This is a genomic window from Vibrio sp. (assembly GCF_984391705.1).
In genome coordinates, this window is the sequence record NZ_CFHWOM010000044.1 from 1 (window position 1) to 26,359 (window position 26,359).

The 26,359-nt window shown below is 46.0% G+C and carries 29 protein-coding genes; 17 read left to right on the forward strand and 12 right to left on the reverse strand.

The window, feature by feature from the left end; translation table 11 throughout:
- Window positions 1-336: 336 nt before the first annotated feature.
- Window positions 337-885 carry a gamma carbonic anhydrase family protein gene (locus AC4MRV_RS17025; protein ID WP_491188518.1) on the forward strand — a complete coding sequence of 183 codons (549 nt, stop codon included), beginning with the start codon at window positions 337-339 and terminating at the stop codon, window positions 883-885.
- On the opposite strand, the gene AC4MRV_RS17030 is transcribed toward AC4MRV_RS17025, so the two are convergent.
- The 4 genes from AC4MRV_RS17030 to tsaC all read right to left on the reverse strand — a co-directional run bounded on the left by AC4MRV_RS17030 (window position 878) and on the right by tsaC (window position 3,547).
- A complete protein-coding gene (locus AC4MRV_RS17030; protein WP_491188519.1) occupies window positions 878-1,144 on the reverse strand; it encodes a DUF1488 family protein in 267 nt (88 codons plus the stop codon). The genes AC4MRV_RS17025 and AC4MRV_RS17030 overlap by 8 nt on opposite strands.
- Window positions 1,144-1,977, reverse strand: coding sequence for a shikimate dehydrogenase (aroE, locus tag AC4MRV_RS17035; RefSeq protein WP_491188520.1), 834 nt, complete (start codon window positions 1,975-1,977; stop codon window positions 1,144-1,146). Before aroE ends, AC4MRV_RS17030 begins: the two co-directional genes overlap by 1 nt.
- Window positions 1,978-2,053: 76 nt before the next feature.
- Window positions 2,054-2,971, reverse strand: coding sequence for an oxygen-dependent coproporphyrinogen oxidase (gene hemF / locus AC4MRV_RS17040; protein ID WP_491188521.1), 918 nt, complete (start codon window positions 2,969-2,971; stop codon window positions 2,054-2,056).
- Between the two features lie 18 nt (window positions 2,972-2,989).
- Complete coding sequence (gene tsaC / locus AC4MRV_RS17045) at window positions 2,990-3,547, reverse strand: L-threonylcarbamoyladenylate synthase type 1 TsaC (protein WP_491188522.1); 558 nt, start codon at window positions 3,545-3,547, stop codon at window positions 2,990-2,992.
- Window positions 3,548-3,739: 192 nt separating this feature from the next.
- On the opposite strand from tsaC, the gene purE reads away from it, so the two are divergent.
- Window positions 3,740-4,225, forward strand: coding sequence for a 5-(carboxyamino)imidazole ribonucleotide mutase (gene purE / locus AC4MRV_RS17050; RefSeq protein ID WP_491188523.1), 486 nt, complete (start codon window positions 3,740-3,742; stop codon window positions 4,223-4,225).
- A gap of 4 nt (window positions 4,226-4,229) precedes the next feature.
- Window positions 4,230-5,363, forward strand: coding sequence for a 5-(carboxyamino)imidazole ribonucleotide synthase (locus AC4MRV_RS17055; RefSeq protein ID WP_491188524.1), 1,134 nt, complete (start codon window positions 4,230-4,232; stop codon window positions 5,361-5,363).
- A 45-nt stretch (window positions 5,364-5,408) separates the two neighbouring features.
- On the opposite strand, the gene AC4MRV_RS17060 is transcribed toward AC4MRV_RS17055, so the two are convergent.
- Genes AC4MRV_RS17060 through AC4MRV_RS17075 form a run of 4 tightly spaced genes read right to left on the reverse strand, consistent with a single transcriptional unit; the run spans window position 5,409 to window position 8,628 of the window.
- On the reverse strand, window positions 5,409-5,999 hold the full coding sequence (locus AC4MRV_RS17060; protein WP_491188525.1) for a DNA topoisomerase family protein: 591 nt from the start codon (window positions 5,997-5,999) through the stop codon (window positions 5,409-5,411).
- Between the two features lie 12 nt (window positions 6,000-6,011).
- A complete protein-coding gene (locus AC4MRV_RS17065; protein WP_038141288.1) occupies window positions 6,012-6,491 on the reverse strand; it encodes a DUF494 family protein in 480 nt (159 codons plus the stop codon).
- Complete coding sequence (dprA, locus tag AC4MRV_RS17070; protein WP_491188526.1) at window positions 6,488-7,609, reverse strand: DNA-processing protein DprA; 1,122 nt, start codon at window positions 7,607-7,609, stop codon at window positions 6,488-6,490. The genes AC4MRV_RS17065 and dprA overlap by 4 nt, the downstream gene beginning before the upstream one ends.
- A complete protein-coding gene (locus AC4MRV_RS17075; RefSeq protein WP_491188527.1) occupies window positions 7,609-8,628 on the reverse strand; it encodes a LysM peptidoglycan-binding domain-containing protein in 1,020 nt (339 codons plus the stop codon). The genes dprA and AC4MRV_RS17075 overlap by 1 nt, the downstream gene beginning before the upstream one ends.
- Window positions 8,629-8,793: 165 nt before the next feature.
- On the opposite strand from AC4MRV_RS17075, the gene def reads away from it, so the two are divergent.
- From def to AC4MRV_RS17100, 5 genes are all read left to right on the forward strand, one after another.
- Complete coding sequence (def, locus tag AC4MRV_RS17080) at window positions 8,794-9,312, forward strand: peptide deformylase (protein WP_005472495.1); 519 nt, start codon at window positions 8,794-8,796, stop codon at window positions 9,310-9,312.
- 25 nt (window positions 9,313-9,337) lie between these two features.
- Window positions 9,338-10,285, forward strand: coding sequence for a methionyl-tRNA formyltransferase (gene fmt, locus AC4MRV_RS17085; RefSeq protein ID WP_491188528.1), 948 nt, complete (start codon window positions 9,338-9,340; stop codon window positions 10,283-10,285).
- A 71-nt stretch (window positions 10,286-10,356) separates the two neighbouring features.
- A complete protein-coding gene (rsmB, locus tag AC4MRV_RS17090; RefSeq protein WP_491188529.1) occupies window positions 10,357-11,637 on the forward strand; it encodes a 16S rRNA (cytosine(967)-C(5))-methyltransferase RsmB in 1,281 nt (426 codons plus the stop codon).
- 101 nt (window positions 11,638-11,738) lie between these two features.
- Window positions 11,739-13,115, forward strand: a complete 1,377-nt coding sequence (gene trkA, locus AC4MRV_RS17095) for a Trk system potassium transporter TrkA (protein WP_491188530.1) — start codon at window positions 11,739-11,741, stop codon at window positions 13,113-13,115.
- 10 nt (window positions 13,116-13,125) lie between these two features.
- On the forward strand, window positions 13,126-14,571 hold the full coding sequence (locus AC4MRV_RS17100) for a TrkH family potassium uptake protein (RefSeq protein WP_491188531.1): 1,446 nt from the start codon (window positions 13,126-13,128) through the stop codon (window positions 14,569-14,571).
- Here AC4MRV_RS17100 and trhA read toward each other — a convergent pair.
- Together trhA and AC4MRV_RS17110 are read right to left on the reverse strand one after the other, a co-directional pair.
- Window positions 14,568-15,221 carry a PAQR family membrane homeostasis protein TrhA gene (gene trhA, locus AC4MRV_RS17105; protein WP_491188532.1) on the reverse strand — a complete coding sequence of 218 codons (654 nt, stop codon included), beginning with the start codon at window positions 15,219-15,221 and terminating at the stop codon, window positions 14,568-14,570. The genes AC4MRV_RS17100 and trhA overlap by 4 nt on opposite strands.
- An 87-nt stretch (window positions 15,222-15,308) precedes the next feature.
- Window positions 15,309-16,106, reverse strand: coding sequence for a sporulation protein (locus AC4MRV_RS17110; RefSeq protein ID WP_491188533.1), 798 nt, complete (start codon window positions 16,104-16,106; stop codon window positions 15,309-15,311).
- Between the two features lie 172 nt (window positions 16,107-16,278).
- Here AC4MRV_RS17110 and AC4MRV_RS17115 point away from each other — a divergent pair, with 172 nt between their 5' ends.
- The 6 genes from AC4MRV_RS17115 to AC4MRV_RS17140 all read left to right on the forward strand — a co-directional run bounded on the left by AC4MRV_RS17115 (window position 16,279) and on the right by AC4MRV_RS17140 (window position 20,302).
- A complete protein-coding gene (locus AC4MRV_RS17115; protein ID WP_491188534.1) occupies window positions 16,279-16,404 on the forward strand; it encodes a hypothetical protein in 126 nt (41 codons plus the stop codon).
- An 8-nt stretch (window positions 16,405-16,412) separates the two neighbouring features.
- Window positions 16,413-16,580, forward strand: a complete 168-nt coding sequence (locus AC4MRV_RS17120) for a hypothetical protein (protein ID WP_491188535.1) — start codon at window positions 16,413-16,415, stop codon at window positions 16,578-16,580.
- Window positions 16,581-16,677: 97 nt separating this feature from the next.
- Window positions 16,678-16,944, forward strand: coding sequence for a YihD family protein (locus AC4MRV_RS17125; protein WP_491188536.1), 267 nt, complete (start codon window positions 16,678-16,680; stop codon window positions 16,942-16,944).
- Window positions 16,945-17,193: 249 nt separating this feature from the next.
- A complete protein-coding gene (gene ccoG, locus AC4MRV_RS17130) occupies window positions 17,194-18,612 on the forward strand; it encodes a cytochrome c oxidase accessory protein CcoG (RefSeq protein WP_491188537.1) in 1,419 nt (472 codons plus the stop codon).
- A gap of 50 nt (window positions 18,613-18,662) precedes the next feature.
- Window positions 18,663-19,649, forward strand: a complete 987-nt coding sequence (locus tag AC4MRV_RS17135; RefSeq protein ID WP_491188538.1) for a serine/threonine protein kinase — start codon at window positions 18,663-18,665, stop codon at window positions 19,647-19,649.
- 50 nt (window positions 19,650-19,699) lie between these two features.
- Window positions 19,700-20,302 carry a thiol:disulfide interchange protein DsbA/DsbL gene (locus AC4MRV_RS17140; RefSeq protein ID WP_491188539.1) on the forward strand — a complete coding sequence of 201 codons (603 nt, stop codon included), beginning with the start codon at window positions 19,700-19,702 and terminating at the stop codon, window positions 20,300-20,302.
- A 32-nt stretch (window positions 20,303-20,334) separates the two neighbouring features.
- On the opposite strand, the gene yihG is transcribed toward AC4MRV_RS17140, so the two are convergent.
- Window positions 20,335-21,222 (reverse strand): 1-acylglycerol-3-phosphate O-acyltransferase, YihG family, encoded by an 888-nt coding sequence (yihG, locus tag AC4MRV_RS17145; protein WP_491188540.1) that lies wholly within the window; start codon window positions 21,220-21,222, stop codon window positions 20,335-20,337.
- 171 nt (window positions 21,223-21,393) lie between these two features.
- Here yihG and AC4MRV_RS17150 point away from each other — a divergent pair, with 171 nt between their 5' ends.
- Window positions 21,394-22,374 (forward strand): DUF2860 domain-containing protein, encoded by a 981-nt coding sequence (locus tag AC4MRV_RS17150; RefSeq protein WP_491188541.1) that lies wholly within the window; start codon window positions 21,394-21,396, stop codon window positions 22,372-22,374.
- A 40-nt stretch (window positions 22,375-22,414) separates the two neighbouring features.
- Here the strand turns inward: AC4MRV_RS17150 and AC4MRV_RS17155 are convergent, their stop codons facing one another.
- Window positions 22,415-23,938, reverse strand: a complete 1,524-nt coding sequence (locus AC4MRV_RS17155; protein WP_491188542.1) for a YifB family Mg chelatase-like AAA ATPase — start codon at window positions 23,936-23,938, stop codon at window positions 22,415-22,417.
- Window positions 23,939-24,418: 480 nt separating this feature from the next.
- On the opposite strand from AC4MRV_RS17155, the gene ilvG reads away from it, so the two are divergent.
- Window positions 24,419-26,065 (forward strand): acetolactate synthase 2 catalytic subunit, encoded by a 1,647-nt coding sequence (ilvG, locus tag AC4MRV_RS17160; RefSeq protein ID WP_491188543.1) that lies wholly within the window; start codon window positions 24,419-24,421, stop codon window positions 26,063-26,065.
- A 1-nt stretch (window position 26,066) separates the two neighbouring features.
- Window positions 26,067-26,351: an acetolactate synthase 2 small subunit gene (gene ilvM / locus AC4MRV_RS17165; protein ID WP_038191787.1), complete on the forward strand. Its 285-nt coding sequence runs from the start codon at window positions 26,067-26,069 to the stop codon at window positions 26,349-26,351.
- The last annotated feature ends 8 nt before the right edge of the window (window positions 26,352-26,359 follow it).

The window sequence follows — 26,359 nt, forward strand, 5'->3', positions numbered from 1 at the left end:
GTTTATATTGTTAAAGAGCTTTCTTCTTTGTGACTCACATCACTTCGGAAGAGGCGGTCATTTTAGCGAGATAAAGTTTAGTGTCAACCACTTTTTTCAAACTTTTTTCAAGCGTTTCCGCTTGGCTAATTGACCTTGCTAACTGGGTTTTCGTTTCTTTCGAACCGTTCCCGTGTCAGCGAGGGGGCATTATAGAGATCGCCATCACATTGGCAAGCCCTTTTTACGGTTTTTTTTGATTTTTTTATTGTTTGGGTATTTTCTATTCAAAAACACCTGTTTTTGGTACTTTCCTGAGCCTATAAACGCTATATATCAAGATAAAAAGGATAAATCATGAGCTCACTACGCAGTTACAAAGGTATTTCCCCTCAAATTGGTGAGCGCGTCTATATAGATAGTAGCTCTGTTTTGGTTGGTGATATCAAAATAGGCAACGACTCAAGCATCTGGCCATTGGTGGCTGCACGAGGTGATGTAAACCATATTCAAATAGGCGATCGCACTAATGTTCAAGATGGTAGTGTTTTACATGTCACCCATAAGAATAAAGAGAACCCTGACGGTTACCCTCTGGTTATTGGAAATGATGTCACGATCGGCCATAAGGTGATGCTGCATGGCTGTACCATTAAAGATCGCGTTTTAGTCGGTATGGGCGCGATTGTATTAGACGCTGCCATTATAGAAGAAGAGGTAATGATTGGTGCTGGTAGTCTAGTACCACCAGGAAAACGACTCGAAAGTGGTTACCTTTATGTAGGAAGCCCAGTAAAGCAAGCTCGCCCTCTCAACGATAAGGAGCGAGCTTTCTTACAAAAGTCTGCGGATAACTATGTGCAGAACAAAGAAGATTACCTTCACGAGGTGAAAGAAATTAACTAACTACCTCTATATTACCTTCTGCATTGAACTCTTCTTCTTCAATGAGTTCTTCAGCAAGCTCTTCAAGATCGAATCGATATTGTGAAAAGACTTCCAGAGCTTGCTGTTCATTCTCTATCTTTTGTCCCGACAGCTGTTTCAGTTCATTCATGCTCACGAGGCATTGAATTAACGCACCTGATTGCTGCGCCGGAAAGAGAACGGCTTGTTTGTCTTCATCCCATGTTTGCATGTCTGGGAATAAGATCGATTGATTCATTACAATCCCTCTAGGTTCTTTCTTAACTCACGTAAAATTTGTTTGGTACCCGGTCTTAAGCCACGCCAAAGCATAAAGCTTTCGGCTGCCTGACCGACCAGCATTCCCAATCCATCAAAGACGCGCACCACCCCATGCTCATGCGCCCACTGATTGAAGGTCGTTTTACCAGCGCCATACATCATGTCATACACAACCGCCTGTTCAGTAAAGATAGCTGCGGATATATCTGGTAGCTCACCACTCAAGCTAGAAGAGGTGGAATTGATGATCACATCAAACGATTGGTTGACTTCACTCATCTCACAAGCGCTAATCGCTCCATGCGGTGCAAACATCTCGGCAAGCAGTTGCGCTTTCGCAAAAGTTCGGTTGGTAACAACAATTTCAGCGGGTTGCTGGTCTAATAGTGGCTTAATGACGCCACGCGCGGCACCACCAGCACCAATAAGTAAAATACGCGCTCCCTTTAAAGGCGCTTGGTATTGAAGCAAGTCTTGCACTAACCCTTCACCATCGGTGTTATCACCAATGATCTCACCATCATCTAGCTTCTTCAGCGTATTCACCGCGCCAGCCAATTGAGCACGTTCTGTCAGTCGAGTAGCAAAGCGATAAGCGTCTTCCTTAAATGGAACCGTGACATTACAGCCTTTACCACCTTGAGCAAAAAACTCAGACACCGCTTGTTGAAACGCGTCCTTATTTGGGCTTTCTGCAGTATAGGTCAATGACTGATTGGTTTGACGAGCAAATAGAGTATGAATAAAAGGCGATTTACTTTGAGAGATGGGATTACCAAAAACGGCATAGCGATCTATTTGCTGAGTCATTTCCTTTACCTGCAGAACTAAAAAAGGGCCAATGCGAAACATTGACCCTATCACTATCTATATATTGAAGAAAGTCTTACCACTCTCTTGGTTTGAGGTAATGATCGTATAGTTCAGCTTCTGCAGAACCCGGCTCAACTTGGTAAGCATATTCCCAGCGCGCTAACGGTGGCATCGACATCAAGATAGATTCTGTGCGCCCACCGCTCTGAAGGCCAAATAGAGTGCCACGGTCAAACACTAGGTTAAATTCAACGTAACGACCTCGGCGATATAGTTGGAACTGACGTTCACGTTCACTGTATTCAGTCTCTTTACGGCGCTCTACTATCGGCAAGTAGGCATCTGTATAACCTTGACCAACCGCTTTGATGTACTCAAAGCACTTATCAAACTCCCAATGGTTAAGATCATCAAAGAACAGACCACCAACACCTCTGGTTTCATCACGGTGTGGCAGGTAAAAGTATTTATCACACCAAGCTTTATGCTCTGGGTAGACTTCACTGCCAAATGGCGCACACACTTCTTTCGCAGTGTTATGCCAATATTGCGCGTCTTCTTCAAAAGGATAAAACGGTGTTAGGTCAAAGCCCCCACCAAACCACCAAATTGGCTCTTCGCCCTCTTTTTCGGCAATAAAGAAACGAACGTTAGCGTGAGAAGTTGGTACATATGGGTTATTAGGATGCATAACCAATGACACCCCCATCGCTTCAAAGCGTCGACCAGCTAACTCAGGTCGGTGAGCCGTTGCAGAAGCAGGCATTTCTTTTCCTTGCACATGAGAAAAATTCACTCCGCCTTGCTCAAACACTGCGCCTTCTTTCATCACGCGAGTTCGACCACCACCACCTAGCTTCTCACCAGGTTCCCGATGCCATGCATCTTCAACAAATTCTGCCTGACCGTCTGCTGCTTCTAATTTCTGACAGATCGAGTCTTGCAGTTCCATTAAGAATTGCTTTACCGCTTGTTTATCAATTGCCGACATCTTTCTTCCTTTGCAAGGTTAGCCTTGTCTTAATACTTGTGACGTTTTCGCATCACGAATCTCACTTGGCTTTTCTCTTCCACCCGTTTCACCTTCCAAAACAGCCACCAACTTATCGCCTAGCTGCTGATAGACTTGTTCTGTGGTCATACATGGCGGTTCACCCGTTAGATTCGCGCTGGTAGAGGTTAACGGCTTTCCAAACGCATTACACATCTTTTGTACCAAAGGATGATCCGTTACACGCACTGCAATTGAATCGAATTGGCCAGATACCCAATTAGACACTCTATCGCTACAAGGCATTATCCAAGTGACTGGACCTGGCCAAGTTTGATGGACTTGCTCAAGCTGCTGCGAAGTCAATTGTGACTCATCAATGTAGGGCAGCAGCTGCTCATAGCTTGCAGCGATCAGAATCAACCCTTTTTCGACAGGGCGCTGCTTCAGTTCTAATAATTTTTGAATAGCTTCTGGGTTATCCGGATCACACCCGACACCAAATACACCCTCGGTAGGGTAGGCGATCACTTCACCATCATTTAAAGCGTTGAGCGCTAGATTAAAGTTATCCACGAATACTTCCTGTTCAATCTTTGTTTTTGATAAGTGTACAAACAATCACAACCAGTGACTAAAGCTATTTATTTATAAATTGTATCAATCTGATTTTAACACCAGCGCAAACGTTTGCTTAAGAGTAAAATCCCCGTATAATGCGCACAAATTGAATGCTCACCTATTACGCGCAGCTTTAAGGAGTTCGAGATGAAAGTCGGTATCATCATGGGTTCAAAATCAGATTGGCCAACAATGAAACTAGCAGCAGAAATGCTAGACAGATTCGGAGTTGAGTACGAAAAAAAAGTAGTCTCTGCTCACCGTACCCCTCAACTTCTCGCTGACTACGCCACTAGCGCCAAAGAGCGCGGTCTAAAGGTTATCATTGCTGGCGCTGGCGGTGCTGCTCACCTACCAGGCATGGCAGCAGCCTTTACGTCTTTGCCTGTACTTGGTGTGCCCGTTCAATCACGAGCATTAAGCGGTCTAGATTCTCTCTACTCTATTGTTCAAATGCCAAAAGGGATCGCTGTAGGTACATTAGCCATCGGCGAAGCAGGCGCAGCAAACGCAGGTATACTAGCGGCACAAATCCTTGGTACGCATGACGAAGAAGTGATGGCTAAAGTTGAAGCGTTCCGCAGTGAACAGACTGAGACTGTATTAGCTAACCCAAATCCAGCAGAGGACTAATACCATGCATGTGTTAGTGCTAGGTGCCGGTCAACTGGCTCGTATGATGTCATTGGCAGGCGCGCCTCTTAACATAGAGATCTCTGCGTACGATGTGGGGAGCAAAAATATCGTTCATCCGCTAACGCAAATGGTGACTGGCCATGGTTTAGAGGATGCGATTGCGCAAGCTGACGTCATCACCGCTGAGTTTGAACATATCCCGCATGACATTCTTGCGGTGTGTGAGCAAAGTGGGAAATTCTTGCCATCAACACAGGCCATTAAAGCCGGTGGCGACCGCCGCATCGAGAAGCAGTTACTCGATGATGCTGGCGTACGTAATGCCAAATACTACGTCATCAACTCCCGTGAGGACTTTGATACTGCTATCCAACACGTAGGTATTCCTATGGTGCTTAAAAGCGCTTTGGGCGGATACGATGGAAAGGGCCAGTGGCGCCTAAGAGATGCAGATCAAGCAGATGCCATCTGGGCTGAAATGGCGGAATGCATTGCCGCGACAGAAACCCAAGCGATTGTCGCTGAAGAGTTTGTCCCGTTTAATCGTGAAGTCTCTCTGGTTGGTGCCCGTGGCAAAGATGGCAACGTGGCGGTTTACCCTCTAGCGGAGAACGTTCATACCAATGGTGTCCTGACACTGTCTACCGCTATTGCAGACACAGATCTGCAAGAACAAGCGAAGAACATGTTCACTGCGGTTGCCAACAGCCTCGACTACGTGGGCGTGTTAGCCCTCGAGTTCTTTGATGTAGATGGCACTTTGCTGGTTAATGAAATCGCACCACGCGTTCATAACTCTGGTCACTGGACTCAACAAGGCGCGGAAACATGTCAGTTTGAGAACCACCTGCGCGCCGTTTGTGGCATGCCACTTGGTTCAACCAAACTGATCCGATCCACATCGATGATCAACATTTTGGGTGAAGATACGTTACCAGAAGCGGTGATCGCGATGGATGGCTGCCATGTGCATTGGTACGGAAAAGAGAAGCGCGAAGGCCGTAAAATGGGTCACATTAATGTGTGTGGAGATTACAATGGCGAACTACAACGTAAATTATGTGCACTCGCCAGTGTCCTAGACAAGAAGGCTTTTCCAGCCGTACATGATTTCGCTGAGAACTTCACAGAGTAATCTTGATAACCAGTAAACAAAAACGGCGCTCTAGGCGCCGTTTTGCTATTTGCTTTCTTGGGTGTGATGACATTTACGATTAGCACACTGTAATCGGTTCCCACTGGCCAGCTTTTTCTCAATCAGTAATGGAAATCCACACTTCTCGCACTGCCCAGCGACTGGGGACTGGTTCACCGCAAACTTGCATTTAGGGTAGTTATCACAGGCATAGAATAACTTACCAAAACGTGTTTTACGCTCAACTAGATGGCCTTTATGACATTCCGGACAATTTAAATCCGGTGACTCGGGCTCTTCTTCAGGCTGATCCAAAGACTCAATATGATGGCACTGCGGATAGTGGCTACAACCAATAAACATACCGTAACGCCCTTGGCGAAGGACCAACTCGTTGCCACATTCTGGGCAAGGTACACCAAGCTCTTTGATGATATGCCCATCATTTTGATGTAATGGTTTAATGTAATCGCAGGTTGGATACAGGGTACAGCCAAGAAATGGGCCATGCTTGCCATGGCGAAGCTGAAGCTCGCCATCGCGCTGCTCGGATTGGCATTTCGGGCACGCTTGATGCTCTAATGCGTGTTCATGAGCTGAAAACAGCTGCTGATCTATTTTACTGCTTTTGGTCACTTGGAAAGCTCGTTAATGTAGAACACCTTGTTCTTTGGTGTATAACAGCTCTTCCATAAGCGTATAAGCGTTTTCATTGCCTGGTACATTGAACAGCACCATCAATACAATCCACTTGAGATCATCCAGCTCAAACTCATCCGTCTCGAGGCCCATAATGCGGTCAATCACCATTTCACGCGTTTCCGTTGTCAACACGTTCACTTGTTCAAGGAAAGTAATGAAACCGCGGCACTCTAAGCTCAAACGCTCACACTCTTTGGCGGTGTAAATACGTGTCGAGGTCGATGTACTGCACACAGAAATTGCTGAGTGGGCCTCGCTTTGCTGCAGAGCGGCTAACTCTTCCAGCCAGACAAGGGCTTTATAGATGTCATTTTGATGAAAGCCTGCACGAAGCAACTCTTCTTCAAGCTCATCTTGATTGACTTGTAACTCTGCATCGCTATGGATGTAAGTCTCGAACAGATACATTAGGATATCCATCATCATAGCTCGCCCCTCCCCTTTCGAATATAGCCACCGGAAACTGCAACAACATGCCCTGAGAGCTCAAGCTCTAAGAGCTGCATCATGACTTCTTGAACAGGTATATTGGTCCTGCTTGCAAGAATATCAACTGGTGTAGCCCTACTTCCTACGTTAGCTAACAGCTGAGGAAATGGCAATTCTTCTTTGCTATCTTCTATCGGAAAAATTTCCTGCTGTATCACTTCTCTACTTTTATCAGACCAACGAATCAGCGTATCTATTTCAGCCAAAATGTCCTCAACATTCTGAACCAAGCATGCCCCCTGCTTTATCAACAAGTTACAGCCTCGACCTTGTGGGTGATGAATGGAGTTGGGAATAGCAAACACGTCTCTCCCTTGCTCTGCCGCATAACGAGCAGTGATTAAAGACCCACTCTTTTCAGCAGCCTCAATCACAAGTACCCCCAAAGATAACCCGCTAATAATTCTATTTCGGCGAGGAAAATGATCCGCCTTTGGCTTGGCTAGAGGATGGAACTCAGACACCAATGAGCCACTTTGGCAGATTCTTTCGGCAAGTTGACGATGACGAGCAGGATAGACTGTCGCTAACCCACTTCCTAACACAGCAATGGTTTGCCCACCACCTTGTAGCGCTCCATCATGAGCATACCCGTCAACACCTAAGGCTAACCCACTAGTGATCACTAAATCATGACCAACTAACGATTGAGAGAAGCGACGAGCACAGTTCAGCCCATCAAGGCTAGCGTTGCGACTACCAACAATAGCAAGCTGAGGTTGAGATAAAGAAGAAACGTCACCTTCAACAAACAATACCGCGGGTGCAGAGCCAGATTGCTTAAGTAATGGGGGGTAGTTGGCGTCTTGTGAAGTGAGGATCGTACGCTGTTTAGAGCCTTGTAGCCACTCTAAACAATTCTCGACCTCTTTTTCAGAGTGATGTTTAAGATACTCAATTTGCCTATCACTAAAACCGACTGATTTAAGCTCAGCGCAACTAAACTGAGCCAGGCTTTCCGGGCTCTCTATCGACGTCAGTTTAGCAAAAGTTTTGGGGCCCACTCGTGGCGTAAAATAAAGCGCCAGCCAAGCGGCTAAGGCATCTTGGTTCATTATTCAAAAGTGTCTAGCGGTGAGCGTAACAACGTTTGCTGGCTTATGGGTTGAGTGCTTTGTGTCACTAAGGCCAGACTGAAGTGTTCATAAGGTCGAATAACCATTAAATGACCAATCAGCGTATCAGGTAAATGCTTATCACCGTCAACAAAAGCCCCCTGAGCATAGAGCTCAAACATCGAACCTTGCCGCAACTGATCGATACTCCCTCGATCAATAACAATCACCTGATTTTGGCCAACATAGTGACTCCCCTCTAACGCCCCTAATACATTCGCCACACTTTGCGCAGGAGAAGCCGCAGGGTAAAAGGTCGTAGATAAAGACTCTGTGATGCCCTCAATAACGGGCAGTACGATGTCATTGGCGAGAATTTCTTGGTTCTGCTCAACAACCTTTAGACCACTGTAACTCTCATCATCAGAGAACCAAGTTGCTTTAGCCACTTGCTTAAGAGCCGTTATCTTATGTTCATCACGTTGATACTCGTTGAGAGGTCGGTAAATCAACCAATCGGAATGAACATTCGATTTGCTGATGTAAATGACTTTATTTTCGGTGAGATACTGCGCTCCATCGCTAGAGCCAAGTACTCTAGCACTCGACACAAGATCTTGGTCGCTGAGCAATCGGTCAGATTCGAGATAAGGTAGCACTAAAGCTTCATTGATAGTCGGCAGTGCTTGTTTATCCAAGACTCGAACTTTAGGGCTGAGTTTCACCATCGGCTTCAGACTCAACATCGGCCGCCCATTTCGCCAAATAAGACTGAGCTTATCACCAGGATAGATAAGGTGGGGGTTCTCAATATCGGGATTCACTTGCCACAAACGCGGCCATAGCCACGGACTGTCTAAATACAGCGCCGATATATCCCATAGGGTGTCACCTTTCACTACAATATAAGTAGTTGGCGCACCTTCTTTAACAGTAAGCACATCCTCTTGTGCCACTGTGAATTGCGCAAAACCGAAAGTTAGTAATACAGATAGCGAAATCCCCAACCGAAATGGCATAACAGTTCATCCCTGAGTAGTTAATAATTGAAGATGTTAGTATCGCGAGAACAGCCTAGAAACGCGTCAAAAACGCAATGATGCTGTCATTTGGTCTGCAAAATGTCTAGAATTGAGCCAACGAGGTTTATCCTGATTCGGCACAGTTCAACATTTCGAGTGTATATGTCTGTATTACAAGTATTAACATTCCCAGATGATCGCCTTCGCACCGTCGCTAAACCGGTCGAAGCTGTGACACCTGAGATTCAAAAGTTCGTTGATGACATGATTGAAACCATGTACGACGAAGAAGGTATTGGCTTGGCAGCAACCCAAGTTGATTTCCACCAACGTATTGTTGTTATCGATATTTCTGAAACTCGTGATGAGCCAATGGTTCTGATCAACCCAGAAATCATCGAAAAACGCGGTGAAGATGGTATCGAAGAAGGCTGTCTATCTGTTCCTGGTGCAAGAGCACTAGTGCCACGTGCGGCAGAAGTAACAGTAAAAGCGCTTAACCGTGATGGCGAAGAGTACACCTTTGAAGCTGACGACCTATTAGCGATCTGTGTACAGCACGAGCTTGACCACCTAGAAGGCAAACTGTTTGTAGACTACCTTTCGCCTTTAAAACGTAAGCGTATTCAAGACAAGCTAGCTAAGATCAAGCGCTTCAACGAAAAGAACGCTAAAGCTTAACCGCTATTAATAGAAGGAAGGTACCTTGAGCAAACCTTTGAAGATTGTTTTTGCTGGTACTCCGGATTTCGCCGCCCGTCACTTGGCGGCGTTGTTGTCTTCGGAGCATGAAGTTATCGCTGTTTACACACAGCCAGATCGCCCAGCAGGTCGCGGTAAAAAGCTTACTGCTAGCCCAGTGAAGAACATAGCCCTAGAGCACAACATTCCGGTTTATCAACCTGAAAACTTTAAGTCTGATGAAGCCAAGCAAGAGCTTGCAGATCTCAACGCTGACATCATGGTTGTGGTGGCTTATGGTCTACTGCTTCCTCAAGCGGTACTTGATACACCAAAGCTAGGTTGTATCAACGTTCATGGTTCGATCTTACCTCGCTGGCGTGGCGCAGCTCCGATTCAACGCTCAATTTGGGCGGGAGATAAAGAGACAGGCGTGACTATCATGCAAATGGACATCGGCCTTGATACCGGCGATATGCTAAAGATCGCGACCCTGCCTATCGAAGCGACTGACACCAGCGCGACCATGTATGAAAAGCTGGCAGAGCTTGGTCCTGATGCGCTAGTTGAATGCTTGGCAGATATTGCACAAGGTAAAGCAGTGCCTGAAAAGCAAGATGATGAACTGGCTAACTACGCGAAGAAACTGAGTAAAGAAGAAGCGCGTATTAACTGGGCTGACGACGCTGCACACATTGAACGCTGCGTTCGTGCCTTCAACCCATGGCCAATGAGCCACTTTGAAGCGGCAGAGAACAGCATCAAAGTATGGCAGAGCCGTGTTGATGAGCAAACATCAGACAAACCAGCGGGTACTATCCTGCAAGCTGATAAAACAGGTATCTACGTTGCAACAGGCAATGGCGTACTAGTACTAGAGCAACTGCAAGTACCAGGTAAAAAAGCCATGTCAGTTCAAGACATTTTGAACTCACGTGCTAGCTGGTTTGAAGTTGGCACTCAGCTGGTTTAAACATATTCTCCCTAACCGGAAACGTACATTTTGAGGGTGGAGACACCCTCCCTTAATTTAAGGTATTCATCATGAATGTTCGCGCAGCTGCTGCTAACGTCCTATTCCAAGTGGTCGATAAAGGCCAATCTCTTTCACACGCACTACCTGCGGCGCAAAAAACCATCAGACCAAGAGACCACGCTCTCTTACAAGAGATCTGTTATGGCGCTCTGCGTTACCTGCCTCGTCTAGAGTCTATCGCTAATGAGCTGATGGATAATCCACTGAAAGGGAAAAAGCGAGTATTCCACCACTTAATTCTGGTCGGCATATACCAACTTAGCTTCATGCGTATTCCCGCTCATGCGGCAGTAGCAGAAACGGTGGAAGGCACCAAGACCTTGAAAGGTCCAAGTCTGCGCGGCCTAATCAATGCCGTATTGCGAAGCTACTTACGTGATCAAGAAGCATTAGATGAAAAAGCCGTTAGTCACAATGCCGGCAAATATGGTCACCCGAATTGGCTATTAAATATGCTGCGTGAAAGCTACCCAGAGAAATGGGAACAATTGGTCGAAGCGAACAACAGCAAGGCACCAATGTGGCTACGCGTCAATCGCCAGCACCATACTCGCGATGAATACCTAGAACTGCTGAAAGATGAAAACATTGAATTCAGCGTTCACCCGGAAGCGGCAGATGCCATAAAATTGGCCTCGCCTTGTGACGTAACACTTCTTCCAGGCTTTGACCGCGGTTGGGTATCAGTCCAAGACGCTGCTGCTCAGTTGTCTGTAAACTACTTACAGCCACAAGATGGCGAGCTGATTCTTGATTGTTGTGCAGCGCCAGGCGGTAAAACGGCACACATTTTAGAGCACACAGAAGATACCGAAGTAGTTGCGATTGATTGTGATGCTAAGCGTCTTGATCGCGTTTACGACAACTTAGAACGTCTACAACTGCGCGCGGATGTGATTTGTGGCGATGCTCGTTATCCACAAGAATGGTGGAGTGGCGAGAAATTTGACCGCATTCTGCTTGATGCCCCGTGTTCAGCAACTGGCGTTATCCGTCGTCACCCTGATATTAAGTGGTTACGTCGCGCAAACGACATTGATGCGCTTGCTGAACTGCAAAGTGAAATCATGGATGCAATGTGGGGGCAACTGAAAGCCGGTGGCACTATGGTTTACGCCACCTGCTCAATCACACCAAAAGAGAATGTCCTTCAAGTTAAAGCATTCTTAGAACGTACAAGTGATGCGACACTAGTAGGCTCTGACATCAACAATCCAGGACGCCAAATCTTACCTGGCGAAGAGGATATGGATGGTTTCTACTACGCAGTACTAGTGAAACAAGCATAATTAATTTGAGCGGCTAATGACTTTGTCTTAGCCGCTATTTCATTGCAACGAGTAAATACTTAAGCTGTGTTCAACCAGCTAAGCGAATAAAGAGAAAAGCTATGAAAATCATCATTCTTGGCGCAGGTCAGGTCGGCGGTACTTTGGCTGAAAACCTGGTAGGTGAAAACAACGACATTACCATCGTTGACCGAGATAATGACCGACTGCGTGAACTGCAAGATAAGTATGACTTACGTGTCGTCCATGGTCATGCAAGCCATCCTGACTCTCTACGTGAAGCTGGTGCGCAAGATGCCGATATGCTGGTTGCGGTAACCAATACCGATGAAACCAATATGGCTGCATGTCAGGTCGCGTTTTCTCTCTTTAATACGCCTAACCGGATTGCACGAATTCGCTCCCCACAATACCTCTCTGAAAAAGAAGCTTTGTTTCAATCAGGAGCTGTCCCTGTCGATCATCTGATCGCTCCTGAAGAGTTGGTAACAAGCTACATTGAACGTTTGATCCAATACCCAGGTGCGCTGCAAGTGGTGAGCTTTGCTGAGCAAAAAGTCAGCTTAGTTGCCGTAAAAGCTTACTATGGTGGTCCACTGGTTGGTAATGCACTTTCCACTCTACGCGAGCACATGCCACACATTGATACTCGTGTTGCGGCTATCTTCCGTCAAGGCCGTCCCATTCGCCCACAAGGCACCACCATTATCGAAGCAGATGATGAGGTCTTCTTCGTGGCTGCGAGCAATCATATTCGCTCAGTGATGAGTGAACTGCAACGCTTAGAAAAGCCTTACCGCCGCATTATGATTGTCGGTGGTGGTAACATCGGCGCGAGCTTAGCAAAGCGCCTTGAACAAACTTACAGCGTAAAATTGATTGAACGCAGTTACCAACGTGCGGAAAAACTCTCTGAAGAATTAGAAAACACCATCGTCTTTTGTGGTGACGCCGCAGACCAAGAATTACTAAGCGAAGAAAACGTCGATCAGGTCGATGTGTTTATCGCCCTAACCAACGAAGATGAAACCAACATCATGTCAGCCATGCTTGCCAAACGCATGGGGGCGAAAAAAGTGATGGTACTTATCCAACGTGGAGCCTACGTCGATCTCGTTCAAGGTGGTGCAATTGATGTGGCAATCTCCCCACAACAAGCCACCATCTCAGCGCTTTTAACTCACGTGCGCCGTGCTGACATTGTCAATGTATCCTCATTGCGCCGTGGCGCGGCCGAAGCCATTGAAGCCGTAGCCCATGGTGATGAAACCACTTCGAAAGTTGTGGGACGTGCCATTGGTGATATCAAGCTCCCACCGGGCACCACCATCGGTGCGATTGTCCGCGGTGAAGAAGTCCTGATCGCTCATGACCGAACCGTGATTGAACAAGATGACCACGTAGTGATGTTCTTAGTTGATAAGAAATATGTACCAGACGTGGAAGCACTATTCCAACCGAGCCCATTCTTCCTTTAGGATTGGCAACATGGTCAATTTCCGCCCTGTATTGTTCGTGATAGGGCTAGTGCTTTCGAAACTAGCTCTGTTCATGTACGTGCCGACACTTGTGGCATTTTTTAGTGGTACTCCGGGATTCTTGGAGTTTGGTCAAGCGGTACTGATTACCCATCTCGCCGCCTTTGCCTGTCTCAGTTTAGGCAGAACCAAAAACTTTAAGCTCAGCGTACGCGATATGTTTCTCATCACCAGCTTAGTCTGGACCATCGCCAGCGCTTTCGCCGCCTTACCATTTGTATTTATTAACCATATTAGCTTTACCGACGCTTACTTTGAAACCATGTCTGGTATCACTACTACAGGCTCCACGGTACTCAGTGGCTTAGATAATATGGCACCCAGCATTTTACTGTGGCGCTCTATCTTGCAGTGGTTAGGTGGGATTGGCTTCATCGTAATGGCAGTAGCAGTATTACCGATGCTCAACGTCGGCGGCATGAAACTATTCCACACTGAATCGTCTGACTGGTCAGATAAAAGCAGCCCTCGTGCTAAAACCGTAGCTAAGAACATTATGTCCGTGTATGTGGTGCTAACAGGGCTTTGCTTAATTGGCTTTATGCTGACAGGGATGAATTTATTTGAAGCCATCAACCACTCGTTTACTACGTTATCGACTGGCGGTTATTCAACATCTGACGGGTCAATGAACCACTTCTCCAACGGGGCTCATTGGGTCGCGACCTTGTTTATGTTCTTGGGGGGATTGCCGTTCTTATTGTTCGTGTCTGCGATCCGTAAACGCCGCCTCGACGAATTGTTAGAAGACGCACAAGTACGCGGTTTTACCTACCTGTTCCTTGGCAGCAGCTTAGTCATTGCCGCGTGGTTGGTAATTCGAGATGGCTACACCGTCCTTGATGCGCTGCGCGTTTCTATGTTCAACATCGTATCAGTCGTCACAACGACAGGGTTTGGCTTAGAGGACTTTACCGCTTGGGGCGCATTGCCAACCACGCTATTTGCCTTTTTGATGATGGCTGGCGCTTGCTCGGGTTCAACCTCGGGCGGAATAAAAATCTTCCGTTTTCAGATAGCGCTTACGTTGTTGAATAAGCAAATGATGAAGTTAATTCACCCATCAGGGGTATTTGTTCAACGCTACAATCGCCGCCCAGTCAACGATGACATTGTTCGCTCCATTGTCGCGTTTGGGCTGATGTTTTTCATCACAATTATAGTGATTGCGGGATGCTTAAGTGCGATGGGACTTGATCCAATCACCAGTATTTCAGGAGCCATTACAGCGGTCGCTAATGTAGGCCCTGGCATGGGGAGCGTTATTGGCCCAACGGGTAACTTCGCCCCACTTCCTGATGCGGCTAAATGGATACTAAGCCTAGGTATGCTCATGGGGCGCTTGGAAATCTTAACGCTATTAGTTTTGTTTTTCCCTGCTTTTTGGCGCCGTTAGATAGGTTTTACATACAGATAAATAGCAAAGAAGTGGCAGGCGCAACCCGCTAGTACAAACCCGTGCCAAATTGCGTGGTTGTATGGGATGCGTTTCGCCACATAGAAAATAACCCCCAGCGAATAAATTAAACCACCGACAGCCAGAAGGGTCAGCCCACCAACTTCCAAGTTTAGTGCCAACTGATAGATAACAATCAACGATAGCCATCCCATTAGAAGATATGTCACCAATGAAAGCTTCTTAAAGCGATAGACAAATGCCAATTTCATGATGATGCCAATCAAAGCTATCGACCAAATAACAATCATCAAACCGATCGCAAGTGGCGTCCTTAAACTGACAAGAAGAAATGGCGTGTAACTGCCGGCAATCAGAAGATAGATAGCACAGTGATCAAAGGTTTTTAACGCTCGCTTGGCGCGTTGGTAGGGAATAGCATGATAAAGCGTTGAGGCGAGAAACAGTACAATCATACTGCTGCCATAAATACTCATGCTAGTGATGGTCATCGCATCCGCATTATGGTCAATCGCTTTGACTAAAAGTAGAACCAAACCAACAATGCCCAACACCATGCCAAGAGCATGAGTTACTGTGTTAGCAATTTCTTCTTTGACACTATATTGAGATGACTCGCTTGCGGACATAACGGTGCCTACTCCAGAATTTGAATAATTGCTCCAGAGTATGGCACATTCAGCGTACACATGTAAGCTTAAATGATTAAGTTTTGGTTAAGAGTGCTCATCCAAATAATTTAGGACTATCTCTCCAGCCTTATCAGAAGCTGTGTGCAAAGGGATCACCAATTCACGTTTCAGCTGACCAATACCCAACAGACTGGCCAACATCCCTTTTGCCCCCTCGCGATGACGATCAATCTCAAACCACATCTGTAATGAATCATCCGTGCGATACGCCACCATTTCCAATTCGCGCCAACGACCATGGAAAGGGCCCGTTGTTGGGACAAATTCGAATTCTTGAACAAAGGGCATCGCGAATCCATCCACTTGCTCACACTCGACTTGGCGAATACGAAGGCCTTGTTCTTCCAACGCCGTAAAAATGCCATCCAACAAGGAGTCAGGGCGTACGGTTAAGATGTCTTTATCTGTTGGGTCTTTGGCCATTGCAATGTCTAGCCCTGTCTCTAGCCAAACCTTCGAGTCACCTATCGTTACAGGGGTATTCCATGGCACATCCAGCTCAACCTCAAACGTGCGCTCTTCACCGGGTTGAATGCTAAAGGCATAAGGCAGTTTCCAATCCGCTAATTGATAGCTAGCGGATACACGACGCATCCGCCCAGCGTTATTATGATTTTTATCATTATTGGCAGGTACTTCCTTGATATAACGGCAAAACAGCTTGAGCTCAATGTTATCGATCTCCTGTGCCGTAGCACCACCATATACATGGATAACAATATTCGCTTTTTGGCCGGGATAAAGAACCTCTTGCTGTAGAACAGAGTCCACTTTGGCAGAACCCACACCAAAACTCGCCAGTGTTTTCTTAAAAAACGACATACACTCCTCCTTGGCAACCTTCGCCCCAAATATGCTTAAAGTAACATACTAATCTGCCTCGCTGTCTTAGGGCTACAACACCTCTCACAGAAATGCGCTCTATACGACTAAGGACGTAGCGATTATATATCGATCAATGAATAGCTTGATGCTAATCTAATCACTGATATGCATGCATATCGTTATTCCTGCCCCGCAGTTTGGATTGGCGAAAGCCAGAGAGCCACCCTTCAGTGATGAAGCTCAACTCAAAGCGGGTCAGGCCATGACATTGGCAATGGATATGCCTGACAGTTAGGTAAAGAAATGCGCCCAACAACCGTCAGGTTCTCGCACACAAATCGTAGTGCAATGCGTCGTCGTAGTGGCTTTGCTGCTGCACCGACTGCAAAAAAATCAGCTCCTGGTATGACTTTAGTTGAAAAGAGTGTCTTCATGAGCTCAGCGCCAGCTAAAATCGTTAAAGCAGCTTAATAAAAAGCGCAGCTTAGACTGCGCTTTTTTCTTAACTCAAAAAGACCAATCTGATACCTTAACCAGCAAATCATTATAAATATTGTGGAGAAAGAAGATGAAGTGTCACCGCATTGAGGAGCTGATTGAGCTGTTAGAACCGGAATGGCAAAAAGACCAAGAGCTCAACCTACTGCAGATGATTGTTAAGTTGGCTCAAGAAGCGGGTTACGAAGGTAAACTGGAAGATTTAACCGATGATGTCCTGATCTATCATCTTAAGATGCGTAACAGTGCCAAAGATGAAATGATCCCTGGCCTTAAAAAAGACCAAGAAGATGACTTTAAAACTGCCATTCTTCGCGCTCGTGGCATCATTAAGTAACACCAAATAGCACTCACAAGGCGGCCTCTAGGTCGCCTTTTTTATATCCAAATATCCACAACACTGATAACTGTTAGGTCATTTATTTATAAAACTGTACTCACCTTTGTTGTTAAAGGTTGATAACCTTAAAGAAATAAAAATGTTATTGCGTATATAATCGCCGCCCATAAGTATTTACTAAAATAGCAATGTCTACAGAGTGTGAGCTCAATAAATCACACCGTTTAAGCCTAAGAAGGAAGCTTCATGAGTCAGGATAAGATCGATATAAAAGATGTGACTCCTAAAACCTTTAACCCTAAGACCCATAAAACCAAGGGCGATCGGTTTAACCCAAGTAACCGTATTTATGTACGGGAAAGTAAAGGTGCGTTTCAAAAGCTACGCCGTTACGGAGGTTGGTTTCTGTTGGTATTGTTTGCCGCTATTCCGTGGATCCCTTACGGCGATCGTCAAGCCATCTTGCTAGACATCGGCAACCAACAATTTAACTTTATTGGCACGACACTCTACCCACAAGATCTTACCTTGCTGGCTCTACTATTCATGATCGCCGCTTTTGGTTTGTTCTTCTTAACGACTTTTTTGGGTCGAGTTTGGTGCGGCTACCTTTGTCCGCAAACTGTTTGGACATTTATGTACATTTGGTTTGAAGAGAAACTTGAAGGCAGCGCCAATAAACGTCGTAAACAAGACTCTAATAAACTCACCTCGAACCTATTAATGCGCAAAACAGCCAAGCATGCTGCTTGGATTGCTATTGCCATAGCCACAGGCCTGACATTCGTGGGCTATTTTGTTCCAATTAAGGAACTGGTGGTTGGCTTCTTTACCTTTGATGCCGACTTCTGGCCTGTCTTCTGGGTGCTATTCTTTGCAGGCTGTACGTATGCCAATGCGGGTTGGATGCGCTCCATTGTCTGCGTCCATATGTGCCCGTATGCTCGATTCCAATCAGCAATGTTTGATAAAGATACTTTTATTGTTGGTTATGACAGCAAGCGTGGCGAAAGTCGTGGGCCTCGATCGCGTAAAGCCGATCCGAAAGCGCTTGGTCTAGGAGACTGTATTGACTGTGACTTATGTGTTCAGGTGTGTCCAACAGGCATCGATATCCGTGATGGGCTGCAATACGAGTGTATCAACTGTGGTGCGTGTATCGATGCTTGCGACAAAACCATGGATCGCATGGGCTATGACAAAGGCCTAATTAGTTACACCACAGAACATAGATTGTCTGGCAAACATACTAAAGTTCTGCGTCCTAAACTGCTAGGCTATGGAGCCGTCCTTCTTGTAATGATTGGATTGTTCTTTGCTCAAATTGCTGCGGTCGACCCCGCAGGACTTAGTGTTCTACGCGATCGAAATCAGCTGTTCCGTGTGAATAGCGCAGGTGAGGTAGAAAACACCTATACCTTGAAAATAATAAATAAAACCCAGCAAGAGCAGGAATACTCCTTAACAGTTGAAGGCTTAAACGATGCGTCTTGGTACGGTAAGAAAACCGTACAAGTCGATCCAGGTGAAGTTCTCAACTTACCAATGAGCCTAGGCGTAAACCCTGGCAATCTCGACTCATCAGTTTCCAAAATTCAGTTTATACTGTCTGACAGCGAAGACTTTACGATAGCCGTCGAGAGCCGATTCATTAAAAAGCTCTAGACCGCCAATTACTTTATGGAAAAAGGCTCAGCAATGAGCCTTTTTTATTTATGACTCAACACGCTTTTAACTTTGACGCCCTCACTCCAGACTTTATGTGGTATGCACTAGAGAGCATTGGCATTCGCGCGGAGTCTGGCTTCCTAGCTCTGAATAGCTATGAAAACCGGGTCTACCAATTTACTGATGAAGAGCGTCAACGCTATGTCGTCAAGTTCTATCGCCCTGAGCGTTGGAGCGAAGCTCAAATTCAGGAGGAGCATGACTTTACCCTCGAGTTAATCGAGTCTGAGATCCCAGTTGCACCACCAATCACCATCAATGGCCAAACATTACATCATTACCAAGGGTATTTGTTTGCGTTGTTTGCCAGTGTGGGTGGACGTCAGTTTGAAGTCGATAACTTAGAACAGCTTGAAGGTGTAGGTCGCTTCCTTGGCCGCATTCATAAAGTAGGTGCTAAACAGCCATTTCAACACCGACCAACTATCAGCCTCGATGAGTATCTGCATCAGCCAAGAAAGTTACTACAAAACTCTCAGTTCATTCCGATGCACCTAGAGAATGCCTTTTTCAACGATTTAGATCTGCTCATTAACTCTCTTGAACAGCATTGGGCACCATCGGGTAATATCATCCGCCTACATGGTGATTGTCACCCAGGCAATATCCTATGGCGAGATGGTCCTATGTTTGTCGACCTAGATGATTCTCGCAACGGGCCCGCTATTCAAGATCTGTGGATGCTACTCAATGGCGAGCGTTCCGACAAACTAATGCAGCTAGATATCATCTTAGAGGCCTACCAAGAATTTAGTGACTTCGACACTAATGAATTGAAACTTATTGAGCCTTTACGCGGTCTACGTATGGTGCACTATTTGGCATGGCTAGCAAAAAGATGGCAGGATCCTGCTTTCCCGCTCGCCTTCCCATGGTTTAATGATCCAAAATACTGGGAAAGCCAAGTACTGGCATTCAAAGAGCAGATTTCAGCACTGAATGAAGCACCATTGTCACTGATGCCGCAGTGGTAATACGCCATTAAATGGTAAGAAGCCAAACAACGACAAACATGGAGTCAATAATGAAAAAGCTGTTTGCACTATTTGCAACCTTAATGCTGAGCTTTTCTGCTCACGCAGCGCAATTTAAAGAAGGCGAGCATTTTAAGGTTCTAAACCTAGAAGCTTCTAAAAAGCCAACCGTGACAGAGTTCTTCTCTTTCTACTGCCCTCACTGTAATACCTTTGAACCTATTATCCAGCAATTGAAAGCTCAGTTGCCTGACAATGCTAAGTTCCAAAAGAACCACGTTTCGTTTATGGGCGGAAACATGGGTGAATCAATGAGCAAAGCTTATGCAACCATGGTTGTACTAAAAGTAGAAGACAAAATGACGCCCGTGCTTTTTAACCGCATTCACAACATGCGTAAAGCACCAAAGAATGATGAAGAACTACGCCAAATTTTCCTCGATGAAGGGGTAGATGCGAAAAAGTTTGACGCTGCGTTTAAAGGTTTCGCCGTCGACTCAATGGTTCGTCGCTTCGACAAACAGTTTAAAGACAGTGGCCTATCTGGCGTCCCAGCGGTCGTGGTAAACAACAAGTACCTAGTCCAAGCACAAAGTATTAAAACTATCGATGAATACTTTGAGCTAGTGAATTACCTGCTGACACAAAAGTAAGCACATGAAAAAGGGAGCGCAATGCTCCCTTTTTATGACTGATTATGATGAATCTCTTTTAATAACTCATCTTTCTCTTGCCACACATTACCCAACCATTGCTGGAACTGACGCTTAAATGGCTTATCTTTAAAGTAATCACCTCGAACTTGCTCATCGACCGGCAAGACATTGATTCTTACCACCACTTTGGTCATGCGCCCCATTAACATATCCCGAAATGGTTTATCTGTATTTTCAGGATAGGCCAGCGTTACATCAATAATATTCTCGAACTGGTCACCCATTGCCGCTAGCGTATATGCAATACCACCTGTTTTAGGTTGAAGCAGGTAATCATACCCGGCTTTACTCTTACGCTGTTTTTCTGGCGTGAAACGTGTCCCCTCCACATAATTGACAACCGTCGTTGGCGAATATTTAAACTTCGCACACGAGCGGCGCGTCGTTTCCAAATCCTTGCCACGCATCTCAGGGTGACGAATCAAATATTCTCGTGAATAACGACGCATGAATGGCATATCCAATGCCCAGCAAGCCATGCCGATAAATGGAACGTAAAGTAATTGTTGCTTAAGGAAGAATTTTGGCATTGGGATACGATCTTTAAACACACAGCAAAGGACAACAATGTCTGTCCAGCTCAAGTGGTTACTGATCATCAAGTACCAACCATTTTTCTTCAGCTCTTCTCCGCCTTCTATATCCCATTCAATACGATTAAACACTGCCAGAATAAGTGCGTTGATAGTCGCCCACAGCCACATCATCTTATTGGCCATTTCAGTACCTTTGGCCTTTAACGCTGCACTCGGTAATAAAAACTTGAACAAAGCAATGATACAAATGACCAATGAACAAAAAGCAGAGTTCAGCGCCACCAATACGATGTTTAGGATAAGAGTCAAATATGCCAACATAGCTATTAATTATGAGATCCGTATGAAAATTATTTAAGTTTCATATATGAATAATAAAACAGCGTGTAATTATACAAGTCCTTAAGCACATTGGAATCATTGTGGCTATGGTCAGATTAGTTGGTTTGATATTGACCCAATAGCCGATGGCCTCAATAGGAAAATAACATTATGAAAAAAACATTCTCAGTGCTCAGCCTATCGCTCTTCGTCACCCCAGCCATAGCGCAGCTTGCTGATGTACCCGGATTTAGCGGAGAGCTAAGTCTAAATACCGGATACACCTCTTCCACATCAAACTTTAATACGTCTGGTGATAAAACCATTGACAGCCTCGATCACAAAGCATCCAGTGAAAGCGGTTTTATTGCCGCGCCACTGGGTAGCCTTGCCTATACCTTTGGTGAGCCTCTCAACCAACAGTTTTACGTCGGTATGTCTCGTGAAGATATCGCGGTCGGAACTTTAGCACTCGAAGTTGGCTACAAGTACCAACTGGGTTCTGGGACCGTGGTTGATGTTTCCTATTTGCCAACCATCATGTCTGGCGAAACCTGGGAAGATCCTTACTTGATTGGCTCAAAGCGCAGCACAACTGAAGAGACAGGTAATGCCTATCGAATTAAGCTAAGTAATTTGTTTGGTAGCGGGTTAAGTATTGATACCGCTTACGCACGCAAAGAGATTGAAGATGAGGCTTCTGGTACCTCTCAGCTCAACAACACGCAAGCTAAACTGCTCGAACGTGATGCACAATCTTACTACATCAAAGGTAGTTACCGATTCCCACTCAGCCGCACTGCATTTATTCAACCTTCGATGACCTTTATCAAAACCAATGCAGAGGGCGAAGCGAATTCACTCAACTCCGTCGGCGGCGAAATTTCTTACTTCAAGATTATGAACCGCCACCAACTGGCCTTAACCGCAGGCTACACCAACCGTTCATACGATGAAGAGAACCCACTGTATAACAAAACGCGCGACGAAGGTGAGTGGAGCCTATTTGCAGCATACGAGTATAAAGAGTTCATGGGTTGGCAAAATTGGTCGCTTATTGGCCTTGCTGGCTACGGTACCAATGAAGCCAATATCAATTTCTACGACACCCAAGAGTCACTTATCTCAGCTGGTATTAACTACCGCTTTTAACTTTTAATGAACCTACACTCCCATTACAGCTCAAGCCTAACTATACGGCTTGAGCTGTTAGTTGTTTTAACAAGCGATCCATAGACCTATAACCTAACGCTTCCGCTAAATGTGTTCGCTCTATTCGCTCACTTTCCTCCAAATCAGCAATCGTCCGTGCGACCTTGATTATTCGATGATATGCGCGAATGGATAAACCTAATCGATGCAACGCACTTTCGAGAAATTGGGCGTCCTCCTTACGCAGTGGGCAATAGCGCTCGATTTCACGACTCCCAAGCAAAGCATTCACTTTATTTGAACGGGCTAACATCTTCTCCCGAGCCGCTACGACTCTTGTTTTTACCACTTGAGTACTTTCGCCACGATCACCACCTTCTGCCAGGGTACCTTTAGGCAACGATGGGATCTCCAGTGACATATCGAATCTGTCTAACAGTGGTCCAGAAAGTCGACTTAAATAGCGCAAGATCACCTGAGGATTAACCCGAGATTGAGAGCCTTCGTAGTAGCCTGTCGGGCTTGGATTAAGCGCCCCAACCAATTGAAAGCGCGCTGGAAAGCGAGTTTTCCCTTGTGCTCTTGAAATAATGATTTCGCCAGACTCTAACGGTTCACGTAGCGAGTCGAGCACTTTTCGTTCAAATTCCGGCATTTCATCGAGAAACAACAAGCCATTGTGTGCCAAAGAGATTTCTCCTGGCCTCGGAACTGTACCTCCACCCACTAATGCGGCCATTGAGCTGGAGTGGTGCGGGGCTCGAAATGGCCTCCGTTTCCAATTAAAAACATTAATCTCTTGCTGTGTAAGAGAGGCTACGGACGCGGTTTCCATCGCTTCCTCATCAGTCATTTCAGGCAGCAAATCGCATAGGCGCGAAGCGAGCATGGTTTTTCCCGTTCCTGGAGGGCCTAAAAACAAGAGGTTATGATTCCCTGCTGCAGCGATCTCTAGCGCACGCTTACCCTGTTGCTGGCCAATGATGTCTTGCAAGTCGCGCTCTAAAGCTGGTGAAATTGTATGTTCTTCTGATTGGTGAAGCTGCAGTTCACTTTGACCACATAAAGCAGCGCACACATCGAGTAAGCTACTGGCTGACTTATGCCGATTTTTACCCACCAAAGCCGCTTGGTCACCATTTTTCTCTGGAACCACCAAACATCGCTGAGCTTGCTTTGCTGCTAACGCCGCTGGTAATACTCCCTTTACGTGCCGTAATTCACCCGAAAGCGCTAACTCTCCAATAAACTCTTTGTCGGCTAAGTACGTTAATGGGATTTGCTCTGAAGCTGCCAAGATTCCTAATGCTATCGGCAAATCAAAACGGCCTCCTTCTTTGGGTAAATCTGCAGGGGCTAAGTTGACTGTGATTCGCTTAGCTGGAAACTCAAAACGGGAGTTGATAATGGCGCTGCGCACCCTATCTCTCGACTCCTTCACTGTTGTTTCCGGTAACCCGACCAAAGTGAACCCAGGCATACCATTACTGATGTGAACTTCCACCGTTACACTCGGTGCTTCAACGCCGACAGACGCCCTACTGTGGATAACGGCTAGACCCATAGTTTACTCACATTAAAAACCATTATTTATCTCCCTGATAATTGGCTAAATTTGTCATCAAGGTTGTTATATAGCTTGGCCAGTTGCTGAAAGAATGTGAAAAAAGTATGAGTTTTTGCTTGTCATTTAACGGAATTGTATGTTACCACTAGTGACGCAAACATTTTCGTACCAGTATTAGGTACCTGAAGACTAAAAAAGAACTATGAATTTTAACGCCCGCTTCAACGCACTGATTGTCCTGATTATCGTGGTCATTATTGATTCCACGCGGGGGCTAGTGGGCGAAAGATAACCACAGAATTTTAAAAACCCCCGCACTGAAAAGTCCGGGGGTTTTTTTACAACTTACGCTAGATAATTGAAATAGAGCTCATCTTGGTCGTAGTCGTTCATGACCCTGATGACGGGAAGAATGGGAGCGCACATGAAGTGCAATGCAACACAACATCGCTTAGGCGATAAACAAGGAGGCTTACGATGACAGGTGCCGAGTTAGTCGTAGCCGCATTAAAACAACAAGGGATTAAAACCGTATTTGGTTATCCTGGCGGCGCAATTATGCCAATTTATGATGCCCTTTATGATGGTGGCGTCGAACATATTCTTTGTCGCCATGAGCAAGGTGCTGCTATGGCCGCGATCGGAATGGCCCGCTCTACACAAGATGTCGCTGTCTGTATGGCAACATCGGGACCAGGTGCGACGAACCTAGTCACTGGCCTTGCCGATGCCTTTATGGATTCAATCCCACTTGTTGCAATCACAGGTCAGGTTGCCAGCTCCCATATCGGTACTGACGCATTCCAAGAAATGGACGTGATCGGTATGTCACTATCATGTACCAAGCATAGCTATCTAGTGACCGACATCCATGAGTTAGCACCAACTCTTGCTGAAGCGTTTGAAGTAGCAAAAGCAGGTCGACCAGGTCCTGTTATTGTCGACATCGCGAAAGATGTTCAACTTGGCCAAGCTCCAGTTACTCTTCTCCCTCCTTTCACGCCACCAGCTATGCCGGTAGCAAGCAATGAAGATATAGCTAAAGCGCAAGAGCTATTAGCACAAAGCTCCCGTCCTGTTATGTACGTAGGCGGTGGTGTTCAACTTGGCCATGCCACTGACGCCGTACGCGAGTTTTTGCGTTTAAACCCAATGCCATCGGTAAGTACATTAAAAGGCTTGGGAACTATTGAGCGCCATGACCCGCATTATCTAGGTATGTTGGGGATGCACGGCACTAAAGCCGCTAACTTAGTGGTACAAGAGTGTGACTTGCTTATCGCTGTTGGGGCACGTTTCGATGACCGCGTGACGGGTAAACTAGATACGTTTGCGCCAAACGCCAAAGTCATCCATATCGATATCGATGCCGCAGAAATCCATAAACTGCGTACCGCAAACGCTCCTGTTCGCGGTGAAATTCCAGCGGTGCTGCCTCAACTTGAGCTATCTCATGACATTACACCTTGGGTAAAACACAGTGAGAGTTTACGTAGCGGTTTTAAATGGCGCTATGACCACCCAGGTGAGCTTATCTATGCCCCGGGTCTACTAAAGCAGTTGTCTGATTTGATGCCTGATAGCTCAATCGTCTCTACCGACGTTGGCCAGCACCAAATGTGGGCAGCACAACATATTCAGCCACGCGACCCACAAAACTTCATCACTTCAGCAGGCCTAGGCACCATGGGTTTTGGTTTGCCTGCTGCAATGGGGGCCGCGGTGGCTCGCCCTGACGACCAGTCTATCCTTATCACAGGCGACGGGTCATTTATGATGAACGTTCAGGAGCTGGGAACACTTAAACGTCGTCAAATCCCGGTAAAAATCGTTCTACTGAACAACCAACGCTTGGGTATGGTACGCCAATGGCAATCACTGTTTTTTGACGGCCGCCACAGCGAAACCATTCTGGATGACAATCCAGATTTTGTAATGCTAGCAAAAGCTTTTGATATTCCTGGAAAAACCATCACCAAGAAAGAAGAAGTTGAGCCAGCCCTTAAAGAAATGCTAGAAAGTAAGACGTCATACTTACTTCATGTTCTAATCGATGAAGAAGAAAACGTATGGCCGCTTGTACCACCAGGTGCATCAAACAATGACATGCTGGAGAACACATAACATGGAAAGATATCTCATCGACATTAAAGCTGACGATAAACCAGTACTGTTAGAACGAGTTCTTCGCGTCGTGCGTCACCGTGGATTTGTGGTGAAACAAGTGGCTGGCACTCAGAATCACGAGAGTAAGATTGCCAGCGTTGAAATCATTGTCGACAGCGATCGCCCTATCTCATTCCTGACTAATCAAATTGAAAAGCTATGGGATGTGCGCACTGTTGAAGTCACGCAAATCGCTCGTGACGAACTCCCAAATAACAACCTACAACAAAAGATTTGTGCATAAGGAAGGCA

What these genes read in the sequence shown, in the direction of transcription:
- aroE (WP_491188520.1), bottom strand. Translation starts at nt 1,977, where the DNA reads ATGACTCAGCAAATAGATCGCTATGCCGTTTTTGGTAATCCCATCTCT.
- AC4MRV_RS17055 (WP_491188524.1), top strand. Translation starts at nt 4,230, where the DNA reads ATGCATGTGTTAGTGCTAGGTGCCGGTCAACTGGCTCGTATGATGTCA.
- ccoG (WP_491188537.1), top strand. Translation starts at nt 17,194, where the DNA reads ATGAGTCAGGATAAGATCGATATAAAAGATGTGACTCCTAAAACCTTT.
- AC4MRV_RS17140 (WP_491188539.1), top strand. Translation starts at nt 19,700, where the DNA reads ATGAAAAAGCTGTTTGCACTATTTGCAACCTTAATGCTGAGCTTTTCT.
- yihG (WP_491188540.1), bottom strand. Translation starts at nt 21,222, where the DNA reads ATGTTGGCATATTTGACTCTTATCCTAAACATCGTATTGGTGGCGCTG.
- AC4MRV_RS17125 (WP_491188536.1), top strand. Translation starts at nt 16,678, where the DNA reads ATGAAGTGTCACCGCATTGAGGAGCTGATTGAGCTGTTAGAACCGGAA.
- AC4MRV_RS17030 (WP_491188519.1), bottom strand. Translation starts at nt 1,144, where the DNA reads ATGAATCAATCGATCTTATTCCCAGACATGCAAACATGGGATGAAGAC.
- trkA (WP_491188530.1), top strand. Translation starts at nt 11,739, where the DNA reads ATGAAAATCATCATTCTTGGCGCAGGTCAGGTCGGCGGTACTTTGGCT.
- hemF (WP_491188521.1), bottom strand. Translation starts at nt 2,971, where the DNA reads ATGTCGGCAATTGATAAACAAGCGGTAAAGCAATTCTTAATGGAACTG.
- AC4MRV_RS17135 (WP_491188538.1), top strand. Translation starts at nt 18,663, where the DNA reads ATGACTCAACACGCTTTTAACTTTGACGCCCTCACTCCAGACTTTATG.
- AC4MRV_RS17110 (WP_491188533.1), bottom strand. Translation starts at nt 16,106, where the DNA reads ATGTCGTTTTTTAAGAAAACACTGGCGAGTTTTGGTGTGGGTTCTGCC.
- AC4MRV_RS17065 (WP_038141288.1), bottom strand. Translation starts at nt 6,491, where the DNA reads ATGATGATGGATATCCTAATGTATCTGTTCGAGACTTACATCCATAGC.
- AC4MRV_RS17120 (WP_491188535.1), top strand. Translation starts at nt 16,413, where the DNA reads ATGCGCCCAACAACCGTCAGGTTCTCGCACACAAATCGTAGTGCAATG.
- rsmB (WP_491188529.1), top strand. Translation starts at nt 10,357, where the DNA reads ATGAATGTTCGCGCAGCTGCTGCTAACGTCCTATTCCAAGTGGTCGAT.
- AC4MRV_RS17150 (WP_491188541.1), top strand. Translation starts at nt 21,394, where the DNA reads ATGAAAAAAACATTCTCAGTGCTCAGCCTATCGCTCTTCGTCACCCCA.
- trhA (WP_491188532.1), bottom strand. Translation starts at nt 15,221, where the DNA reads ATGTCCGCAAGCGAGTCATCTCAATATAGTGTCAAAGAAGAAATTGCT.
- purE (WP_491188523.1), top strand. Translation starts at nt 3,740, where the DNA reads ATGAAAGTCGGTATCATCATGGGTTCAAAATCAGATTGGCCAACAATG.
- dprA (WP_491188526.1), bottom strand. Translation starts at nt 7,609, where the DNA reads ATGAACCAAGATGCCTTAGCCGCTTGGCTGGCGCTTTATTTTACGCCA.
- AC4MRV_RS17115 (WP_491188534.1), top strand. Translation starts at nt 16,279, where the DNA reads ATGCATATCGTTATTCCTGCCCCGCAGTTTGGATTGGCGAAAGCCAGA.
- def (WP_005472495.1), top strand. Translation starts at nt 8,794, where the DNA reads ATGTCTGTATTACAAGTATTAACATTCCCAGATGATCGCCTTCGCACC.
- AC4MRV_RS17100 (WP_491188531.1), top strand. Translation starts at nt 13,126, where the DNA reads ATGGTCAATTTCCGCCCTGTATTGTTCGTGATAGGGCTAGTGCTTTCG.
- AC4MRV_RS17025 (WP_491188518.1), top strand. Translation starts at nt 337, where the DNA reads ATGAGCTCACTACGCAGTTACAAAGGTATTTCCCCTCAAATTGGTGAG.
- AC4MRV_RS17075 (WP_491188527.1), bottom strand. Translation starts at nt 8,628, where the DNA reads ATGCCATTTCGGTTGGGGATTTCGCTATCTGTATTACTAACTTTCGGT.
- ilvG (WP_491188543.1), top strand. Translation starts at nt 24,419, where the DNA reads ATGACAGGTGCCGAGTTAGTCGTAGCCGCATTAAAACAACAAGGGATT.
- ilvM (WP_038191787.1), top strand. Translation starts at nt 26,067, where the DNA reads ATGGAAAGATATCTCATCGACATTAAAGCTGACGATAAACCAGTACTG.
- AC4MRV_RS17155 (WP_491188542.1), bottom strand. Translation starts at nt 23,938, where the DNA reads ATGGGTCTAGCCGTTATCCACAGTAGGGCGTCTGTCGGCGTTGAAGCA.